At 71.5% G+C, this 18,768-nt stretch carries 17 protein-coding genes; 5 read left to right on the forward strand and 12 right to left on the reverse strand.

Translation table 11 applies throughout. From position 1 onward, the window contains the following. Positions 1-203: 203 nt before the first annotated feature. The 5 genes from NAEX_RS17105 to NAEX_RS53835 all read left to right on the forward strand — a co-directional run bounded on the left by NAEX_RS17105 (position 204) and on the right by NAEX_RS53835 (position 5,276). Positions 204-677: a hypothetical protein gene (locus NAEX_RS17105; protein ID WP_096328560.1), complete on the forward strand. Its 474-nt coding sequence runs from the start codon at positions 204-206 to the stop codon at positions 675-677. Between the two features lie 107 nt (positions 678-784). After that, entirely contained in the window at positions 785-2,440 is a 1,656-nt protein-coding gene (locus NAEX_RS17110) for a glycosyltransferase family 39 protein (RefSeq protein WP_096328561.1), read from the forward strand. A gap of 171 nt (positions 2,441-2,611) precedes the next feature. Then, positions 2,612-3,475, forward strand: coding sequence for a hypothetical protein (locus NAEX_RS17115; RefSeq protein ID WP_096328562.1), 864 nt, complete (start codon positions 2,612-2,614; stop codon positions 3,473-3,475). Between the two features lie 45 nt (positions 3,476-3,520). Beyond that, entirely contained in the window at positions 3,521-4,771 is a 1,251-nt protein-coding gene (locus NAEX_RS17120) for a DUF4785 domain-containing protein (RefSeq protein ID WP_096328563.1), read from the forward strand. A gap of 382 nt (positions 4,772-5,153) precedes the next feature. After that, positions 5,154-5,276 carry a hypothetical protein gene (locus NAEX_RS53835; protein ID WP_256254097.1) on the forward strand — a complete coding sequence of 41 codons (123 nt, stop codon included), beginning with the start codon at positions 5,154-5,156 and terminating at the stop codon, positions 5,274-5,276. Between the two features lie 217 nt (positions 5,277-5,493). On the opposite strand, the gene NAEX_RS17125 is transcribed toward NAEX_RS53835, so the two are convergent. The 12 genes from NAEX_RS17125 to NAEX_RS17180 are packed head-to-tail and all read right to left on the reverse strand — an operon-like array spanning position 5,494 to position 18,768. Then, on the reverse strand, positions 5,494-9,000 hold the full coding sequence (locus NAEX_RS17125) for a GAF domain-containing protein (protein ID WP_096328564.1): 3,507 nt from the start codon (positions 8,998-9,000) through the stop codon (positions 5,494-5,496). After that, complete coding sequence (locus NAEX_RS17130) at positions 8,997-10,136, reverse strand: histidine kinase dimerization/phosphoacceptor domain -containing protein (RefSeq protein ID WP_096328565.1); 1,140 nt, start codon at positions 10,134-10,136, stop codon at positions 8,997-8,999. The genes NAEX_RS17125 and NAEX_RS17130 overlap by 4 nt, the downstream gene beginning before the upstream one ends. Continuing rightward, positions 10,133-11,215 carry a hydrogenase nickel incorporation protein HypB gene (hypB, locus tag NAEX_RS17135; protein ID WP_211302421.1) on the reverse strand — a complete coding sequence of 361 codons (1,083 nt, stop codon included), beginning with the start codon at positions 11,213-11,215 and terminating at the stop codon, positions 10,133-10,135. The genes NAEX_RS17130 and hypB overlap by 4 nt, the downstream gene beginning before the upstream one ends. 41 nt (positions 11,216-11,256) lie before the next feature. Next, positions 11,257-11,586 (reverse strand): hydrogenase maturation nickel metallochaperone HypA/HybF, encoded by a 330-nt coding sequence (locus tag NAEX_RS17140; protein ID WP_096328567.1) that lies wholly within the window; start codon positions 11,584-11,586, stop codon positions 11,257-11,259. Next, the gene (locus NAEX_RS17145; protein ID WP_096328568.1) at positions 11,579-12,046 is read right to left on the reverse strand and encodes a hydrogenase maturation protease; all 468 of its coding nucleotides are present in this window, start codon (positions 12,044-12,046) and stop codon (positions 11,579-11,581) included. Before NAEX_RS17145 ends, NAEX_RS17140 begins: the two co-directional genes overlap by 8 nt. After that, the gene (locus NAEX_RS17150; protein ID WP_096328569.1) at positions 12,043-13,017 is read right to left on the reverse strand and encodes a hypothetical protein; all 975 of its coding nucleotides are present in this window, start codon (positions 13,015-13,017) and stop codon (positions 12,043-12,045) included. The genes NAEX_RS17145 and NAEX_RS17150 overlap by 4 nt, the downstream gene beginning before the upstream one ends. Beyond that, the gene (locus NAEX_RS17155; RefSeq protein WP_420814123.1) at positions 13,014-14,864 is read right to left on the reverse strand and encodes a nickel-dependent hydrogenase large subunit; all 1,851 of its coding nucleotides are present in this window, start codon (positions 14,862-14,864) and stop codon (positions 13,014-13,016) included. Before NAEX_RS17155 ends, NAEX_RS17150 begins: the two co-directional genes overlap by 4 nt. Continuing rightward, positions 14,798-15,838 (reverse strand): NADH-quinone oxidoreductase subunit B family protein, encoded by a 1,041-nt coding sequence (locus NAEX_RS17160; protein WP_096328571.1) that lies wholly within the window; start codon positions 15,836-15,838, stop codon positions 14,798-14,800. Before NAEX_RS17160 ends, NAEX_RS17155 begins: the two co-directional genes overlap by 67 nt. Then, entirely contained in the window at positions 15,838-16,866 is a 1,029-nt protein-coding gene (gene hypE / locus NAEX_RS17165; protein WP_096328572.1) for a hydrogenase expression/formation protein HypE, read from the reverse strand. Before hypE ends, NAEX_RS17160 begins: the two co-directional genes overlap by 1 nt. Next, complete coding sequence (locus NAEX_RS17170) at positions 16,863-17,447, reverse strand: D-sedoheptulose-7-phosphate isomerase (protein ID WP_096328573.1); 585 nt, start codon at positions 17,445-17,447, stop codon at positions 16,863-16,865. Before NAEX_RS17170 ends, hypE begins: the two co-directional genes overlap by 4 nt. Beyond that, on the reverse strand, positions 17,447-18,538 hold the full coding sequence (hypD, locus tag NAEX_RS17175; RefSeq protein ID WP_096328574.1) for a hydrogenase formation protein HypD: 1,092 nt from the start codon (positions 18,536-18,538) through the stop codon (positions 17,447-17,449). Before hypD ends, NAEX_RS17170 begins: the two co-directional genes overlap by 1 nt. Beyond that, positions 18,535-18,768 carry a HypC/HybG/HupF family hydrogenase formation chaperone gene (locus tag NAEX_RS17180; protein ID WP_096328575.1) on the reverse strand — a complete coding sequence of 78 codons (234 nt, stop codon included), beginning with the start codon at positions 18,766-18,768 and terminating at the stop codon, positions 18,535-18,537. The genes hypD and NAEX_RS17180 overlap by 4 nt, the downstream gene beginning before the upstream one ends.

The raw sequence follows: 18,768 nt of genomic DNA on the forward strand, positions 1-18,768 counted from the left end.
GGCCATCTTCGCCACCTCCCGGGCCCCCTTCAAGGCCGCCACCGTGATGATCATCACCGCCCGGTGTGGCCGGCTTCGCCCCCGTCACCTGGCCTTTGCGACAGCTCTCTCCCCGCCGGCCCGCGGCACGCGTCCCGCCGCCCCGGCCACCTGCTCCTTGAGCCATGTCACTGCCCCCCTCGCGGTGCTATAGTCGCCCCCTCGTGCCCGCCTTCGGCCGCGACAGCCTCCTCGGCACGCTGCTCGCCTACGGCGCCCTCACCCTCGGCGTCTGCGTCCTCTCGCGCGCGGCCGCCTGCGCCGGCCCCGGCGCCCCGCGGAGCGCCGGCACGGCGGCCGAGGAGACCGCGCTGTGGGCCTTCTTCGGGCCTGTCGCTCCGGGCATGTCGCTCGGGACATGGTCCGTCGTGCAGGTCGATCGGCCGCGCGACGGCGCCGTCGTCTTCACCCTGCGCGCCGCCGGTCAGCCCGACGTCGAGCTCGCCGTCACTCGCCTCCTCCGCGACGGTCCGCGCCCCCTCGCCCACACCGCCCACCTCGCGCTGTTCCTCGCCCGACCTGTCCCTCCGGACAGCCCCACCCCGACCGCGGCGCTCGCCGCCGCCGCCGCCCTGGCCGAGGCGCTGCGGGCCCGCGAGGCCGCCGGTTCGCCGCCCCTCGGCCCGCTCACGCGGTGAGCGCCTCGACGCCGCCTCACCCGCGCGACGCCGCATCGGACTCCTCCGCCGTCACATGTCTTAAAGACCATCCGCTGCCTGACCGCTCGCCGCCCTCCCCTCACGGCATGAAGCCCTCCCGCCTCGCCGCGCCCGCGCTGCTCGTCGGCCTCGCCGCCGTCCACCTCGCGCTCGCGTGGCCCGGCGCCGGCGAGCGCGGCGTGATCGCCGAGGAGATCACGCCCTACCTGCCGCGTCACCCCGTCGTGCTCGCCAGCGCGGACGGCAGCGGCGTGCGCCTGCTGCCGCCCCACGATCGCCCCGATCGGCGCGGCTGGGTCTCGACCGCGCAGTGGCCCAACCTCGCCTACGTCGGCGACGCCCGCACCTGGCCCGTCTTGATCAAGGGCCACCAGAGCGCCCTCGGCACCTACGCCGGCCTCGCCCTCGCCCCCGCGCTCGGGGACGGCCTCGCCGGCGTGCGCCGCAGCTCGGTCGTCCTCGGCCTGGCGCTGATCGGCCTCGTGTTCGCGCTCGGCCGCCGCCTCGGCCTCGGCCTCGCGCTCGCCGGCGCCGCCGCGCTCGCCTGCGCGCTGTCGCCGGGCCTGCTGTTCTTCGCCCGCACCGGCTACGGCTTCGAGCTCGCCAGCCGCGTCGCCATGCTCGCCGCGCTCGTCCTCGCCGCGCGCCGCCTCACCCGCGCCCGCAGCCTCGCCCTCGGCCTCGTCCTCGCCGCCGCGATCCTCTGCCGCGCCACCATCGCCGCCACCCTGCTGCCCGCGCTGCTGCTCCTGCTCGTCCACCCCGATCGCCGAACCGGCCTGCGCCGCCCCGCGCTCGCGCTCGGCCTCGGCGCCGCGATCCCGCTGTTGTTCGCGCTCGCCGTCCAGCTGGCGCTCCCGCTGCACGCGGGCACGGCCCCGGCCGCCAAGCTGCCGCTCGCCGACCTGGCCCATCGGACAGCCACCGCCCCCGCGACCCTCGCCGCCCAGCTCGCCTGGGTCGCCGACCCCGACACCGTCCTGCTGCCGCTGGTCGCCGACCTCCCCCGCTCGCCGCTGCCCGGCCTGGTCTTCGGGACAGCCGTCCTCGCGCTCGCGCTGGGCCGCTGGTGGCGCGCCCGCGCCGGCGACGGCGAGTGCCTGTTCGTCGCCGCCGCCCTCGGCAACGCCCTGTTCGGCGCCTGGCTGTACGGCGACCCGCAGCAGTTCCAGCTCGGCATGGCGCTGGAGCCCCTGTTCGTCCTCGCCGTCGCCCATCCATTGCAGTCGCTGCGCTCGCCGCGGCTCGCCGCGCTCGCCGTCACCGCCCTGCTGAGCCTCCGCGCCTGGCAGTGCGCCGCCCTCCTGTCCGCCGAGCAGGCGGTCACCAACCCGATGCTCAGCGGCGCCGCGCAGCGGCAGCTCACCGCCACCCTCGCCGCGCGTCACCCCGGCGAGGGCGACGTCGTCACCACGACCTACAATCACGTCGGCATGCTCGAGGCCTGGGCGCCGCAATCACCACACCCGCCGATCCACGCCTATCGCGCGCTCCGCCGCGGCGACGGCGCGGCGACGATCTCCGCCTGGCGGGAGATCCTCCGCACCTATCCGGCCCGCTTCGTGGTGTTGTCGACCGGCCCCAATCTCTTCGACGGCCCCTTCACCGACAACGCCGCCACCGAGCGTGCCCTCGTCTCCGTCCTGCCCGCGACCGGGCGAAGCATCATCGCCCGCCACGACTTCCCCTGCGAATCCGGCCGCCCCTGCCTGGCCCTGCTCGAGCTCTCGCCGCGGCCCTGATTGGCAGGAGTCGCCAGCATTCCCCGCAGCCGAGTTCGGGCTTCTGCGATTCGCAGATCCAGCGAATCGCCCTGCGCGCCCGCCCATGCAGAAGGGGCGACTTCGCGCATCTTTTCGATTGACGTCCGGCGCGCCTTCCCGCTTTGATGCCCGCTGGAGTGTCCCTGCCTCATGCGTAGCAGCGTGCTGTCGTCCCTGGCCTGCATGGCCGTCCTCGCCCTCCCCGGCCTCGCACACGCCAATGTCGGTGTCGCCTTCGTCCACGGCACCGGCAAGCAGACCAATGCCCTCGCCGACTACTGGACCGCCCCGTTCGTCGACTCGGTGCGCCAGGGTCTGCCGAACCCCGCCAATTACGTCGTCATCAATTGCGACTTCGAACAATACATGTGGGACCCCGAGGCGGCCGGCTGCCTCGCCGGGCAGCTCACCACCTTCATCAACAACAAGAAGATCACCTCGATGGTGGTGATCACCCACTCCAACGGCGGCAACGTGATCCGGTGGATCCTCTCCAACCCGACCTACGATAGTCGCTACCCCAAGATCATCAGCACCATCAAGTGGGTCGACGCCCTCGCGCCCTCGAGCCTCGGCACCCCGCTGGCCGACGCGGTCACCGCCGGCAACGGCTTCGAGCAGTCGCTCGGCTGGCTGCTCGGCTACAAGAGCGAGGCGGTCACGATGCAGCAGACCAGCCACATGGCCTTCTACAACAGCAACTACCTCTACGGCACCGCCGGCCGGCCCGCCCTGCCGCGCCAGCTGTGGGCCGTGGTCGGCACCGACGTCGACTCCTCCCCGGTCGACTCCGACTCCTACTGCGGCGGCTACACGCTCAACGTCGGCCTCGAGACCACCCAGAACTGGCTCGACGACTGCTCCGACGGCTTCCTCGAGTGCTCCTCCCAGGGCGGCGCCGGCTACGTGTGGCTGTACGACACCGAGTTCGCGACCGGCGGCGAGCCCCTGAGCCACAACCAGAGCCGGCGCAATTGCTTCGGCCTCGACGTCATCCTGCGCAACGACGTCTGATCTGTCTCCCGCGCCGCACTCCCATCTTCACGAGGAACCTCCGTCATGTTGACTCGCCTCCGTCTCCTCTCGCTCGGCGCCGTGCTGCTCGCCGCCCCGACCGTCGCTGCCGCGCCCGCTGCTCCCGGCGCCCGCCTGTCGGCCCCTGCGCCCGGCGACGTCGCCGGCGACAAGCTCGCCACCGACGTCCCCGCCGTGCCCGCGAGCATCGACCGCGCGCCCGTGGCGATGAGCTGGCCCATCGAACAGTCCGCCGATGACCTCCAGGACCGCCCCGCGGCGCACCGCGCCGAGAGCCGCGCCTGGTGGCGCCGCGTCGACGTCGCCGCCCTCGCCGCCGGCGTCCCCCTGCCGATCAGCCAGCCCGGCGCGCTGCTCAAGCTCAGCCCGCAGGACGGCGCCCCGATCGCCGTCGCCGCGCTCGAGCTCGTCGATCCGCAGGGCCGCGTCTACCCCGGCGTCGACGCCCTGCGCCCGCTCGCCGACCCGACCCACCTGCGCAGCGCCGGCGCCTCGTTCGCCGCCGGCACCGCGATGTTCACCCTCCGCCCCGACCTCGGCGTCGGCGCCTTCGTCCTCCGCGCCCGCGTGCGCGCCCCCCTGCTCGTCCACGTGCTCGAGCGCGACGCCGGCGCGTACCTGTCCCTCGAGCCAGACACCGACCTCGCGCTCGTCGGCGGGCGGCTGCAGGTCCGCGCGCACCTGCGCGACGGCGAGGCTGTCCTCAAGGCCAGGTCGATCACCGGCGAGCTCATCAGCCCCGACGGCGAGACCACCCGCTTCGACCTGACCCGCGCCACCGACGGCAGCTACCGCGCCGATGTCCCCGCGCCGCGTCGCGCCGCCGCGCCCGGCGTCCTGCACACCCTGCAGGTCCACGCCGAGGGCGTCACCGCGCGCGGCGTCCCGGTCCGCCGCACCGCCACCAACGCGGTCTCGATCGCCGCGCCCACGGCCCGCTACACCGGCGGCGTCGCCATCGAGGACGCCGGTGACGGCCGGCTCCGCATCCGCCTCCAGGTCGAGGTCGGCGCCGCCAGCCGCTTCGGCGCCAGCGCCGTCCTCCACGGCACCAACCGGTCCGGCAAGCTCCAGCCGATCGGCGTCGGCCAGGCCGCGCGCTGGCTCGAGCCCGGCCCCGGCGAGCTCGTGCTCGAATTCGACGAGGCCACGCTGACCGCCGCCGGCCTGCGCGGCCCCTACGAGCTCCGCGACCTCCGCCTCGTCGACCAGGGTCGACTCGCGACGGTCCACCGGCAGGCGCGCGCGCTGGCGCTCCCGGCCGCGCGACGCTGACCTGTCCTCAGGGACATCCCACTCGTTCGCCCCGTGTGGTCCGGCGTTCGCCCCAGGCAGCCGGATGCACGGGGTTTCGCGCGCTCGGACCGTTGCGCCCGTCAGGCCGATCGGTGCTCGAGGTGTTGCGGGAGATCCGGCAGCACTCGGGCGGCACCCGCAACGGCCACGTGATCACGTCGCGCACGGGCGGTCGGCTCAAGAGCCTTGATCGAAGCTGGCAACGGATCCGCAGCTCCGCCGTCAACGCCGAGAACTTGCTCGCCGACACCGAACCCACCATCATCCCAACCAGACCTGCCCGCCCGCAAGTCCGTAAGCCGCACCTCCCTCGGTCGCATTCACGCTGAGCCAATACACCAGCCTGCGTCACTCGGATCGCGTGGTCGTCGAGTTCTTCGAGGCGGAGCTTCACCGCGAGCCCGGCGCCAGCCTCGACAACGATGGGGTGTGGGCCCACCGCGACAGCTACCTGCCCGAGCAGCACCAGCGCCGCGAATCGTGAGGCGCGGAAGCCGGGTCACCCGCGGACGGTCTTCCGCGGTCGCCTCGCCTCCATGGTCTCCGTCGGCCGCCCCGACCTCCTCCTCACCGTTCGAATCCCGCTTCGAGCTGCTCAACCACGACACGCAGCAGGACGACACGCCATGTCGAATCCAGCGTTTCCCCTCGCACCCCGGCTCGAGCGGCTCTCGGACTGGCTCTGCAGCGCGAGCGGGCGATCAGGCCACGCCGTCGACGGCTTCGGTCGCGTCGATCACGGCGAGCAGTTCCTGGGCGTTCACCGGCTTGACGAAGTGGCGGGCGAAGCCGACCTGCGTCGCTCGCCTCCGATCGGCGTCCTGACCGTAGCCCGTCAACGCCATGAGCGTCGGGCTCATGGCGGCGCCGAGCTTCTCGTGGATCCGCTCGGCCAGCGCGTAGCCGTCCATGACCGGGAGCCCGATGTCGAGGATCGCGATCGCGGGCCTGAAGGCTTCGAGGGCGGCGAGGGCGTGTGGTGCATCGTGCGCGACCACCACCTCGTGCCCCGCGGCGCGGAGGACGCCGGCCAGCAGCACGGCCGCGTCGACGTTGTCATCGACGATGAGGACGCGCTGCGGCCGGGGAGTCCGCGTCACGTCGAGTGACGCGGTGGCGGTCGCTGGAGCGCTCGCGGCGTCCCCATGATCGAGCGCGGGGAGCCGAACCACGAACTCGCTCCCCTTGTAGGGCCCCTCGCTGCGCGCGACCACGCTGCCGCTGTGCATCGAGACCAGATTGCGCACGAGGGCCAGGCCGATCCCCAGCCCGCCCTGTCCCCGGTCCGACTCGCGGTGACCCTGCACGAACGGGTCGAACACACGCGGCAGCAGCTCCGGCGAGATGCCAATCCCGTCGTCCTTGACCTGAATGACGAGCTCCTGCCCGTCTCGATAGGCGGTCAACGAGATATTCCCTCCCGGCTCGGTGTACTTCGCGGCGTTGGTGAGGAGGTTCGCTATCACCTGCGACAGCCGGGCCTCGTCGGCCTCGACAGACATGTGCTGCTGCGCGACGTCGAGCCGGAACCGATGCCTGCGCTGCTCGAGCAGCGGGCTCGCCATCTCGACGCCCCTGGCGATGATGGTGCCGAGCTCGAGCGGGCGCTTCTCCAGACGCACCTTGCCGCGGGTGATCCGCGACACGTCGAGCAGGTCCTCGACGAGGCGGACGAGGTGCTGGACCTGACGTTCAATCACGCGCTGCTCGTGGGTCGACTCCACGTCGCCGCGCAGCCGCATGAGCTCGAGGGCCGTGACGATGGGAGCGAGCGGGTTGCGGAGCTCATGGCCGAGCATCGCCAGGAACTCGTCCTTGGCGTTGCTCGCGGCCTCGGCCCTGGCCCGCGCGGCCAGGGTCGCCTCGTACAGCCGCGCGCGCTCGAGCGCCTGTGCGCACTGTTGTCCGACCGCGAGCAGGAACTCCTGATCATCGGTCGAGAGGTGGTACTCGGTCGCGTGCAGGAACGCCAGACTGCCGACCGTGCGCCCCTCGAATACCAGGGGTATCGCGCCCCAGGTCTTGATGCCGAGACGATCGCTCACCTCGACGAGACGCGGATCGCGACGCGCGATCTCTTCGCGCGTGGAGAGCCAGACGATCTTCCCGGTGCGCGCGGCCTCGCAGGCGGGGACCTCGGACGCGAGCGTCAGCGGGCCGAGCTCGGCGGTCGACCGCCCATCCTCGTCGACGAGCCGCTCGATCGCCTTCCCGGCGGCGTCGAGCACGAGGACGAATCCGGCGGTCGCCGCGACCGCGGGGAGGGTCTCGTGGATGACGAGCCGCGCCGCCTCCTCGGCGTCGAGGGCGCGCGAGAGCGCCGCGGTGATCGTATGCAGCTTGGCCGTCCGCTGCTGCGTGCGCTCGGCGAGGGCGCGCGCGCGCCGCTCGTCCTCGTACAGGCGCGCGTTCTCGAGCGCGGTCGCCGCCTGGGTGGTGACCGCGACGAGCAGCTGCTCGTCGCGCTCCTCGAATACGTCGACGTCGGCGTGGCCGAAGAAGAGCCCGCCGATGACCTCGCCGTCCCGCGCCACGACCGGCAACGCCAAATAACTCCGCACGGGGAGGTGGCCCGGGGGCATGCCGTGGTACGGCGGGTTGTGGCCGAAGCGCGGGTCCCTGGTGACGTCCGCGAGGCGGACGGCGCCCTCGCCGTTGAACGTCGGGCCGAAGATCGCCGTGTTGCGCGGCATCGGCATGTGGCCGAACGCGTCGCGCGCCGCGCCCGCGAGGGTGTAGAGCATGTAGCGGTCGCCGTTCTCGTCGGTCACGTTGTAGAAGAACGCGCCGAACTGCGCCCGACAGAGCGCCGTGCCCTGATCGATGAGCACCTGAAGCAGTTTCTGCAGGTCCAGCTCGGCGTTGAGGCTGGTCCCGATTCGTAGCAGCGTCTCGCTCCGCCGGTTGGCCTCCCGCACGTCGCGGTAGAGCCGCGCGTTCTCGATAGCGATCGCCGTGCGTCGCGTCAGCTCCTCGGCCAGGGCGAGGTCTTCGACGGTGTAGCGCCGGCGCGTCTGACTTGCGCCGAAGGTGATCGCGCCGATCGTCTCGCCGCGGACGACGAGCGGCACGCACATCGAGGAGCGGATCGCCAGCTCGCGCAGGCGGGCCAGGTGTGTCGCGTCGCGGGCGGACCGCTCGAGGTCCTCACCCGACACTTCCTCGATCAGGCGAGACCGACCGGTGCGCACGACCTCGTGGCACCCGAGGGGCGCCGAGCCGCCGGGGTCGAAGCCGGCGTCGACCTCGCGGACGAGCGCCTCCTTGCCGGAGATATGGCGCGCCGCGACCGGACAGATCCGGTCGTCTTCGCGGAGGTGGACGACGCACCAGTCGGCGAGGTACGGGACGACCAGCTCGACCGCGGCGTCGGTGGTCTGCCGACCATCGAGCGACGCCATGAGCGACTCGCTCGCGCGCGAGACGAACTGCATCTGCGCGTGCGCCTTCTCGACGCCGGCGCGGGCCGCCTGCTCGCGCACCAGCTTCTCGTGCTCCTGCTGGGCGCGCTGCCGTTCGCTGATGTTGCGCAGCGCGATCACTCCGCCGCCCATCCCTCGAGCGCCCGAGATCGGCGCGACGGTCTCCTCGACCGGCACCGTCCTGCCGCGGAGGTCCTGCAGGTAGGCGCAGCCCGCCTCGGCACGGGTGACCATGACGATGGTGTCGACGTCCCTCCCGACGACGTTGGCGGAGCGGCACCCGAGGAGCGCCTCCGCGGCGGGGTTCAGGAAGGTGACGCGCCGCTCTTCGTCGTAAGCGATCACCGCGTCGCCGATGCTGGACAGGATCGCGTCGAGCCGCCGCTCGCTCTCGGTGAGCGCGCGCTCGATCCGGTGGCGGTACAGCGCCATCTCGATGACGACCTGGAGCTCGCGTTGATCGAACGGCTTGAGCAAGTACCCGAACGGCTCGGTCACCCGCGCGCGGTCGAGGGTCTCCTCGTCGGAATAGGCGGTGAGGTAGATGACCGGGATATTGAGCCGGGTCCGGATCTCGCTCGCTGCGGCGATGCCGTCGAGCGCGCCCTTGAGCCGGATGTCCATGAGGACCAGGTCGGGCCTGCCTTCGCTGGCGCGGCAAATCGCCTCCTCGCCGCTCGCGGCGGTGCCGATCACGTGATACTCGAGCTTCTCGAGCTGCGACTGGATATCCAGCGCGACGACGCTCTCGTCCTCGACGACGAGGATTCGGGTCCTGGGCTTCATCGTTCGTCCCCGCCGTCGCCGCGGACCGGCAACGGAAACGTGATCGTGGTCTCGGTGCCGTCCTGGACGAGAAGCCCGAGTGTGCCCTCGAGCTGCGCGACCAGCGTGCGCACCAGCGTCAGCCCGAGCGTCTGAGCCCCCTGGATGCGGCCCTCCGCGGCCATCCCGACGCCGTCGTCGCGGATCATCAGCTCGGCGCGGGATCCGGAGAGCGCTCGGAGCCTCACGTGGATCTCGCCGCAGTCGCGGTCGCGGAACGCGTACTTGAGCGAGTTCGAGACCAGCTCGTTGATGATGAGGCCGCAGGGCACCGCCACGTCGATGCCGACTTCGATGCTGTCCAGCTCGGTCTTGACCGCGATGTGGCACGCGCTCCCGCCATACGACTGGAACAGCTGGGCGACGAGGCTCCGCGTGTAGTCCGCGAAGTCGACCCGCGCGAAGTCCTTCGAGCGGTAGAGCATCTCGTGCACGAGGGACATCGAACGAATGCGGTCCCGGCTCTCCTTGAGCAGCTGTCGCGCGGCCTCGTCGTCGACCTTGTCCGACTGCAGGCGCAGCAGGCTCGCGGTGATCTGGAGGTTGTTCTTGACCCGATGGTGGAGCTCCTTGAGCAGGAGCTCCTTCTCGCGCAGCGACGCGCGGACGGCCTCCTCGGCGCGCTTGATCTCGCTGATGTCGAAGGCCACGCCCTGCAGGAACAGCGGGCGGCCGCGCTCGTCGTTCACCAGGCGCGCCTCGCCGTGAACCCAGACCACCCGTCCGTCACGCGCGAGGAATCGACAGTCGGCGCGGAACTGGCCGTCGGTCGCGCAGCCCCGGGCGAACTCGGCGTTCCACAGGTCGCGGTCGCCGGGGTGGAGCTGGCGGAACCAGAGCACGGGGTTCGTGCTCCACTCCTCCTGACTGAAACCGAGGAGCGCTTCGATCTGCGGGCTCACGTAGACCTCACTCAGGCCGCCCTCGAGCGACGCCATGAACGTCACCGCCGGGATCTGCTCGACGAGGTAGCGGGCCTCGGCGTGCGCCAGGATCGCGTCGCGCGGCGCGGACGACTGGCTCACCCTCGGCACCGCGGCGAGCGCGCCCGCGAGTTGCTGGAGGATCTGGAGCGACACCTCGGGGGTCGGGCTCATGGCGCGGTGGTGATCTCCCGCAGCCAGCCATACCACTCCTCGAGCCCGTCGCCGCGGGTCGCCGACACTTGCAGCATCCTGAGCCGTGGATTCACGAGGTGCGCATGCTCTCGGCAGCGCTCCAAGTCGAATCGCACGTGCGGCAGGAGGTCGAGCTTGTTCAGCACCATGACCGACGCGGCGCGGAACATGTGCGGATACTTGATCGGCTTGTCGTCCCCCTCGGTCACGGACGCGATCACGACCTTGCACCGCTCGCCGAGGTCGAACAGGGCCGGGCACACCAGGTTCCCGACGTTCTCGATCAACACGAGCGAGCGCGGCGGAGGCTCGAGCTGGCGGAGGGCGCGCTCGACCATCCCGGCGTCGAGGTGGCAGCCGGTGCCGGTGTTGAGCTGAACGACGCGGCAGCCGGCGGCCCGGATCCGCTCGGCGTCGAGCGCCGTCGCCTGATCGCCCTCGATCACGGCCAGTGACAGTGAGCCACCGAGCTCGGCGATCGTTCGCTCGAGCAGCGTGGTCTTCCCGGCGCCCGGCGAGCTGACGAGGTTCAGCGCGACGATGCCGCGTTCTGCGAGCCACTGTCGATTTCGCGCGGCCTGCGCCGCGTTGCGCTCGAGGACACGCGCCTCGAGGACGGCCGTGCGCGGCGCATCATACGCGGGAGACGTCGCAGGCACGGGCGTCGGGATGTGCGGACGCCCGTGCCCGTGCCCGTGCCCGTGAGCATGCCCGTGTACATGGTCATGCGAATGGGTGTGGGCGTGCGAATGCCCGTGCTCGTGCGAATGCCCGTGGCCGTGCTCGTGCGAATGCCCGTGCTCGTGCGAATGCCCGTGCGAATGCCCGTGGCCGTGCTCGTGCGAATGCCCGTGGCCGTGCTCGTGCGAATGCCCGTGCGAATGCCCGTGGCCGTCCCCGTGTGAATGCCCGTGGGCGTGCCCGTGTGAATGCCCGTGGGCGTGCCCGTGTGAATGCTCGTGGTCGTCCCCGTGTGAATGCTCGTGCTCGTGCGCACCCTCCGGGTGGGCACTGGCCGGATCCTGCGGATTGGCGTGACGACGGCCGGCGTCATGCACTTCGTGGGGGGGACCGCCCGAACAGCCGCAAAACTCGCACATCAATACACCTCCATGAGAATGACCTTGAGCTCGTCGCCCGAGATCCAGTCCAGCTCGGTATTGCCGCACACGCAGTACCCGAAGGGCTGCGTGAGCGCCACGCTCGCCGAGCAGACCCGGCAGCGGGCGACGCCGTCGACCTCCCGGATCTCGAGCGTCGCCCCCTCGGCTGCGGTCCCCTCGGCGCACAGGTCGAAGCAGAAGCGCACCGCGTCGGGGAGCACCGTCGAGAGCCGGCCGATCTCCATCACGATCCGCCTCACCCTCGCCCCCTGCGCGCGCTCGCAGGCGATCGCCACGACCTCCTCGGTGATCGCCACTTCATGCACGCGCCACCAGCCCTTCGACCAGCTCTACCGCACCGTCGACGGCCGCCGCCACCGCCGGGGTGAGGCGCATCGCCCCATCCGCCGCGAAGTCGACGCGCGCCGACTCGCACCCGACCAGGCGAACCGGCGGCAGGCGTCCGCTCCAGGCCAGCACCAGCTCGAGGACGCGGGCCGGGCCGAGGCCGTGGCCGTCGACGCTCGACGTGGCCCGCGCCGCCTCGAGCTCGAGGACGTAGAGCGTGCCTGGCGCCCCGCCCCGCGCCACGGCGTCGACGATCACGACCTGTTGGTAGGGGTCGAGCATGGCGAGCGCCAAATCGTACCCGCGGATCCCGAAGTCGACGACACGCACGTCGTCGGGGAGCGGCCGCGCCGCGAGTCGCCGAGCGACCGCGACGCCGAAGCCGTCGTCGCCGAAGAAGACGTTGCCGATCCCGGCCACGAGCGTAAGGCCCGTCATCGCCGCTCCACCTCGTCGATCCGGAAGAAGAAGCGATGCCCGAACTCCCCGAGGTCGGCCCCGGGATCGTCATCGACGGTGACGCCGATGTGAAGAACTCCTTCGAGATCTTCCTCGACCGCCACGACCGTCGCCGCCTTGCCGGCGAGCAGCGAGTCCATGATGTCGGCGCGGCGGTTCGGCCGCAGGCGCACGCGATCGCCGACCTGGATCGGCCGCTCGAGCCGTCCGTGCAGGGCCAGGAGCTCGTCCTGCCCGAGCGCCGTCGTGCGCTCGAGCAGCTCCCGCGCCCGCGGATCGGTGATGGCGTGTCGCTCCGCATCGGGCAGCGCGAGGATGCTGAGCGTGAGCAGCTCGTCGGTCTCGGTGCCGTCGAACAGGTCCCCCGGGCTCTCCGGGGCCACGCGCGGGTAGTCCGGGAGGATGATCGGCGCGGCGAAGATGCGGTCCCGCGCCCCCTCGGCGCCGACGAGGACCGGCCACGTGCCGATGTTGCGACACCCGGCGGCCTGCTCGCGGAACGCCTGCGGAGGATCGGTCAGCGACACGAACTCGCCGTCGGTGATCCGCAGGAGCGCCTGCGTCGCGAGGATGCGCGCGCCGGTCGTGTTGGTCATGCGCACCGTCAGCCGCGTCACGCCGGCCCCGAGCCCGAGCGCGGAGACGAGGACCGTCTCCCCGGCGGTCTCACCGGCCGTCAGCTCCGCCACGGCCGCTCGCTCGACCTCGACGCGCCGCTCGGCCGTGTCCTCGAGGAAGCGCACGCTGACGTCGACGCGCGCCCGCGCTCCGACGACCAGGCACTCGGCCTGCCAGAGCGCCCCGGGCTCGAGATCGCCGAAGGTGAACCGCGAGCGGTTCTTCAGCGCGTCGCGGTGGTAGGGGTAGAGCAGGTACCCCTCGTAGAGCACCGCGCGCGCCAGGCGCTCGACCTCGTCCTCGCTCGCCGTGCCCGCCGTCAGCGCGCTCATCCGCCGCCTCCGAGCCCGGCGCCGAACGTCGGCGAGTGACGGACCAGGAGCTCCTTACCTGGTCCGAAGTACATGTGTACGCCGCACGGGAGGCACGGATCGAAGCTCCGGACCGTGCGCATGATGTCGATCCCCTTGAAGCGGTCCGGCCCGTTCTCCTCGAACAGCGGCGTGTTCTGCACCGCGTCCTCGTAGGGGCCCGGCACGCCGAACGAGTCGCGCGGGCTCGCGTTCCAGCAGGTCGGCGGATAGGGGTGATAGTTGGCGATCTTCCCCTCGCGGATCACGAAGTGGTGCGAGAGCATGCCGCGCACGGCCTCGTGGAACCCGCAGCCGATCGCCTCGTCGGGGACCTCGAACTTGGTCCACGTGCTCGTGCGCCCGGCGTGCACCTCGCGCAGCCCCTGCTCGACGAAGTGGAGCGCGGCCGCGGCGGCGTAGGCCTGGAAGTAGCTGCGCGCGCGGTTTCTCTCGAGCGTGTTCGACCACGCAGGGATCTTCCACTCGAGCTCCATCGCCGGACCGGAGGCCGAGCGCGGCAGCTCGATCTTCACGCTCCTCCCCGTCGCGCGGATGTGCTGGAAGTCGACCACGCCGGCGAGCGCCGTCACCCAGAGGCGCGCCAGGGCCCCCCCTCCGCTGTCGAGCGCCAGATTCGCGCCCGACGCCCGGTGGTACCATCGCGGCGACATCACCCAGGTGTACTTGCCGTCCGGCGAGGTCAGGTCGCGCTTCTGCGGCCGCGGCACGGTGGTCTGGTTCCACGGGTGCCGCTGATCGATCGGGTTGCCGAGGGGATCCTTCGCTACGAACGTCTCCGCATGCTCCCAGTCGTCGTAGAACGAGCTGCCGAGGAAGATCCGCAGCCCGAGGTTGATCTCGACGAGGTCGGTCGTCACCAGCTCGCCGTCGACCACGACGCCGGGGGTGATGTACATCTCGCGCCCCCAGGCGCTCATCGTCTCGTAGCGGAAGTCGCACGCGTCGGGGTTCTGGAAGCTGCCCCAGCAGGCGAGCAGCACGCGTCGCCGGCCGACCGCCTCGTAGCCCGGCAGCGCCTCGTAGAAGAAGTCGAACAGGTCGTCGTGGAGCGGGACGACCCGCTTCATGAAGTCGACGTACTTCATGAGTCGGCTCAGGTACTCGTTGAAGAGCTGGACGGTCGGCACCGTGCCCACGCCGCCCGGATAGAGCGTCGAGGGGTGCACGTGCCGCCCGCCCATGAGCGAGTACATCTCGCGCGTCAGGCGGCTCATCACCAGCGCCTCGCGGTAGAGCGCGCCGGTGAACGGGTTCAACGATCGCATGATGTCGGCGATCGTGCGGTAGCCGTGCAGCGACGCGTGCGGGGCGGCCGTCGCCTCCGCGCGGGCGAGCACCGCGGGGTTGGTCTCCTTCACCATCTGCTCGCAGAAGTCGACCCCGACCAGGTTGTCCTGGAACAGGTTGTGGTCGAACATGTATTCGGCCGCCTCGGCGAGGTTGATGATCCACTCTGCCAAATGGGGCGGCTTGCAGCGGTACGCCATGTTCTGCGCGTAGATCGAGCAGGTCGCGTGGTTGTCGCCGCAGATGCCGCAGATCCGGCTGGTGATGAAGTGCGCGTCGCGCGGGTCCTTCCCCTTCATGAACACGCTGTAGCCGCGGAAGATCGACGACGTCGACCTGCACTCCGCGACCTGCCTGTTCGCGAAGTCGATCTTCGTGTGGATGCCGAGGCTGCCGATGATCCGCGTGATCGGATCCCACGACATCTCGACCAGGCCCGACTTCGTGTCGCTCATTTCGTCTCGTCCTTCGCAGGCGGCCGGTAACCCGTCGTCAGCAGCGACCGCGGATGGCGCCACTCGGGCTCCCGGTCCATGGACCCGGTCGTGAACTGCCGGAGGGCGCGCACGGTGGTGCCGTAGGTCGTCACCGCCGCGGTCGACATGTACGCCCCGGGGGGCTCGTCCAGGAACGGCTCGAACTTGTCGGGGAAGCCCGGCATGGTGCAGCCGATGCAGACACCGCCGACGTTCGGGCAGCCGCCGATCCCGCCGATCCAGCCGCGCTTGGGCACGTTGCAGCGCACGACCGGCCCCCAGCAGCCGACCTTGACGATGCACTTCGCCGAGCCGTAGTCGTCGGCGAAGTCGGCCTGCTCGTAATAGCCGCCGCGGTCGCACCCTTCGTGGACCGTCGCGCCGAACAACCAGCGCGGGCGCAGCGCGGCGTCGAGCGGGATCATCGGCGCGTTCCCGGCGGCCTGTCGCAAGAGATAGACGAGCACGTCCATGAAGCTGTCCGGCTGCACCGGACAACCGGGCACGTTGACGATCGGGATCCCCGCGCTCGACCGGAAGTCGAGCCCGAGATAGTCGGCGAGCCCCATGCAGCCGGTCGGGTTTCCGGCCATCGCGTGGATCCCACCATAGGTCGCGCAGGTGCCTGCGGCGACGACCGCCCAGGCTTTCGGCGCGAGGCGGTCGATCCACTCGCAGGTCGTGATCGGCTGCCCGGTCGCGGGATCGGTGCCGAACCCGGCCCAAAAACCCTCGCTCTTGATCTTCTCGTTCGGGACCGACCCCTCGATGACGAGCAGGAACGGGTGCGACGCCCCCGCGTGCGCGCGGTGGAAGTGCGCCATGAACTCGTCGCCCGACTCGCGCGCCAGGACCGGGTTGTAGAGGTTCACCTTCGGAAGCCCCGGGATGGCGCCGAGCAGCACATCCTCGATGCTCGGGTTCGAGGCCGCCGTCATGGCGATGCTGTCGCCGTCGCAGCCGAGGCCGGCGGTGATCCAGAAAACATCGACTTCTTTGATCGGTGCGGGCAGCATCAGCAGATCCTCGGCAATTGTTCGCCGGCGAGCGGGCGAACGACGCGCTCGCCGCCGATCCGCGAGCGCAGGACGACGGTCCCGGCGTGATCGGCGACCACTTCGCCGACGATCGCCGACTCGCGGCCGCGCGGGTGGCGACGCATCGCCGCGAGCAAGCCCTCCGCCTCGTCGGCGGGCGCGACGGCGACCAGGCGCCCCTCGCTCGCCACGTGCAGCGGGTCGAGGCCGAGCAGCTCGCAGGCGGCGCGCACGGCCGGGGCGAGCGGTACGGCCTGCTCGTGCAGGCGGACGCCCACGCGCGACGCGGTCGCCAGGTCGTGCAGCACGCCGGCGAGGCCGCCGCGGGTCGGATCGCGCATGCAACGAACGGACGAACAGGTCTGGAGGATCGCCTGCGCCAGGTCGGCGAGCGGCTGGACGTCGCTCGTGAGCGCCGTGTCGAACTCGAGCCCCTCGCGCTGCGACAAAATCGCGATCCCGTGATCGCCGAGGGTCCCCGACACGAGGACGCGGTCTCCGGGCTGCGCGGCCGAGATCGACAGCGCCCGCCCCTGCGGCAGGAACCCGATCCCCGACGTCGTGATGAACACGCGATCCCCCTTTCCGCGATCGACCACCTTCGTGTCGCCGGCGACGAGCACGACGCCCGCCTCCTCGCAGGTCGCGCGCATCGAGGCGACGATCCGCTCGAGGTCGGCCATCGCCAGCCCCTCCTCGAGGATGAAGGCCGCGCTGACGTATCGCGGGAGGGCGCCGCTCACCGCGAGGTCGTTGACGGTCCCCGCGATCGCCAGCCGGCCGATGTCGCCGCCGGGGAAGAAGATCGGACGGACCACGAACGCGTCGGTGGTGAAGGCGAGCCGGCCGGCCCCGGCGCAGGCTGCGGCGTCCTCTGCGGCGTTGCCGAACACGGAGAGGAACATCCGTGCGACGAGATCGGCGCCCAGCTTGCCCCCCGAGCCGTGGCCCAGGATGATGTGTTCGTGGCGCCCCGACGGCGCCGGGCAGTCGAACTCGAGCGTCACAGGACGTCCTCCTCTCCGCGGACCAGATGGACGAGATCCCACAGGACGTGGAGGAGCGTCTCGTGGGTCTCCTGGATGCGATGGATGCTGAAGCTCGCGACGACGAACGCGAAGTCGCAGAGCTCGGCCATGCGCCCGCCGTCGCGCCCCGAGAAGCCGACGGTCAGCATGCCGAGCTCGCGCGCCGCGACGAGGGCGCGGAGCACGTTCGCCGATCGCCCGCTGGTCGAGATGGCGACGACGATGTCTCCCTCGCGCCCGAGGACGCGGAGCTCGTGCGCGAGCCCGACGCTGAAGTCGCGGTCGTTCCCGAGCGCGCTCACGAGCGGCATGTCCGCGCCGAGCGCGAGCGCCGGCAAGGGCGGCCGCTTGTCGACGACCGGGTGCATCATCTCGACGACCAGGTGCTGCGCGTCGCAGGCGCTGCCGCCGTTGCCCAGCGCGAACAGCCGCGCGCCCGCGTCGAAGGCGCGCGCCATCTCGCGGGCGCAGGCCTCGATCCGGTCGGCGTGCTCCGCGAAGAACCGCTCCTTCGTGGCCGTGCTCTCCCGGCACTTCCGCAGGATCGCGTCGCGCAACATCAGCGGCCTCCTCGACCGTAATTGTAATACGCCGCGCACGCCCCCTCGCCGGAGACCATCGTCGCCCCGAGCGGCGTCTGCGGCGTGCACCGCGTCCCGAACGCCGGGCACTCCGCGGGCTTCTTCAGCCCCTTCAGCACCTGACCGCTGATGCACTCCGCCGGCTCGGCGGTCTCGATGTCGTTCAATTCGAACACGCGCTCGGCGTCGAAGTCGCGGTATTCGTATCGGAGTCGGAACCCGCTCTTCGGGATCGTCCCCACGCCGCGCCACTTCCGGTCGCAGACGTCGAACACCTCGTCGAGGAGCCGGCGCGCGCCCGGGTTCCCTTCGCGCCGGACCGCCCGCCGGTAGGCGTTCTCGACCCGCGCCTCGCCGGCCTCGAGCTGCCGCGCCGCCGCGAGGATCCCGGCGAGGAGGTCGACCGGCTCGAACCCGCTGATCACGATCGGCGTCCGGTAGCGGCGCACGATCGGCTCGTACTCCGCCTCGCCCATGACGGTGCAGACGTGCCCCGGGCCGAGGAAGGCCTGCACGCGGTTCCCCGGCGCCTGCAGGATCGCCGTGAGCACCGGCGGGACCAGCACGTGCGACACCAGCATCGCGAAGTTCCGCAGCCGCTCGCGGCGCGCCAGCCAGACGGCCGTCGCGTTCGCCGGCGCGGTCGTCTCGAAGCCGACGGCGAAGAACACGACGCGCCGGTCGGGGTGCTTCCGCGCGAGCTCGACGGCGTCGAGCGGCGAATAGACGACGCGCACGTCGGCGCCCTGCGCCTTGAGGCCGAGCAGGTCGCCGCGCGAGCCGGGGACGCGGAGCATGTCGCCGAACGAGCAGAGGATCACGCCCGGGCGCGACGCGAGCGCGTGGGCTCGATCGAGCATCTCCAGCGAGGTGACACACACCGGGCACCCCGGGCCGTGGAGCAGCTCGATGCCCGGGGCGACGAGCTCGTCGAGCGAGTACTTCACGATCGCATGGGTCTGGCCGCCGCAGACCTCCATGAGGGTCCAGGGCCGCGTGACGGTGCCGGCGATCGCGTCGAGCAGGCGGCGCGCGACGTCGCCGTCGCGGTACTCGGCGAGGAACTTCATCCCGGCACCTCGTTCAGGTCGTTCAGCAGCTCGAACAGGCGGCGCGCCTCGTCGGCGTCGATGCGGGACAGCGCGAAGCCGACGTGGACCAGCACGTAGTCGCCCGGGCGGACGTCCGGGACGTGCTCGATGCAGACGCGCCGCGACACGCCGCCGAAGTCGACCGCGGCCATCGCCAGCCCGTGGTGCGAGAGGATGTCGGTCACGAGCCCGGGGACGGCGAGGCACAC

Origin of the sequence: Nannocystis exedens (genome assembly GCF_002343915.1) — a bacterium.
GTDB lineage: Bacteria > Myxococcota_A > Polyangia > Nannocystales > Nannocystaceae > Nannocystis > Nannocystis exedens.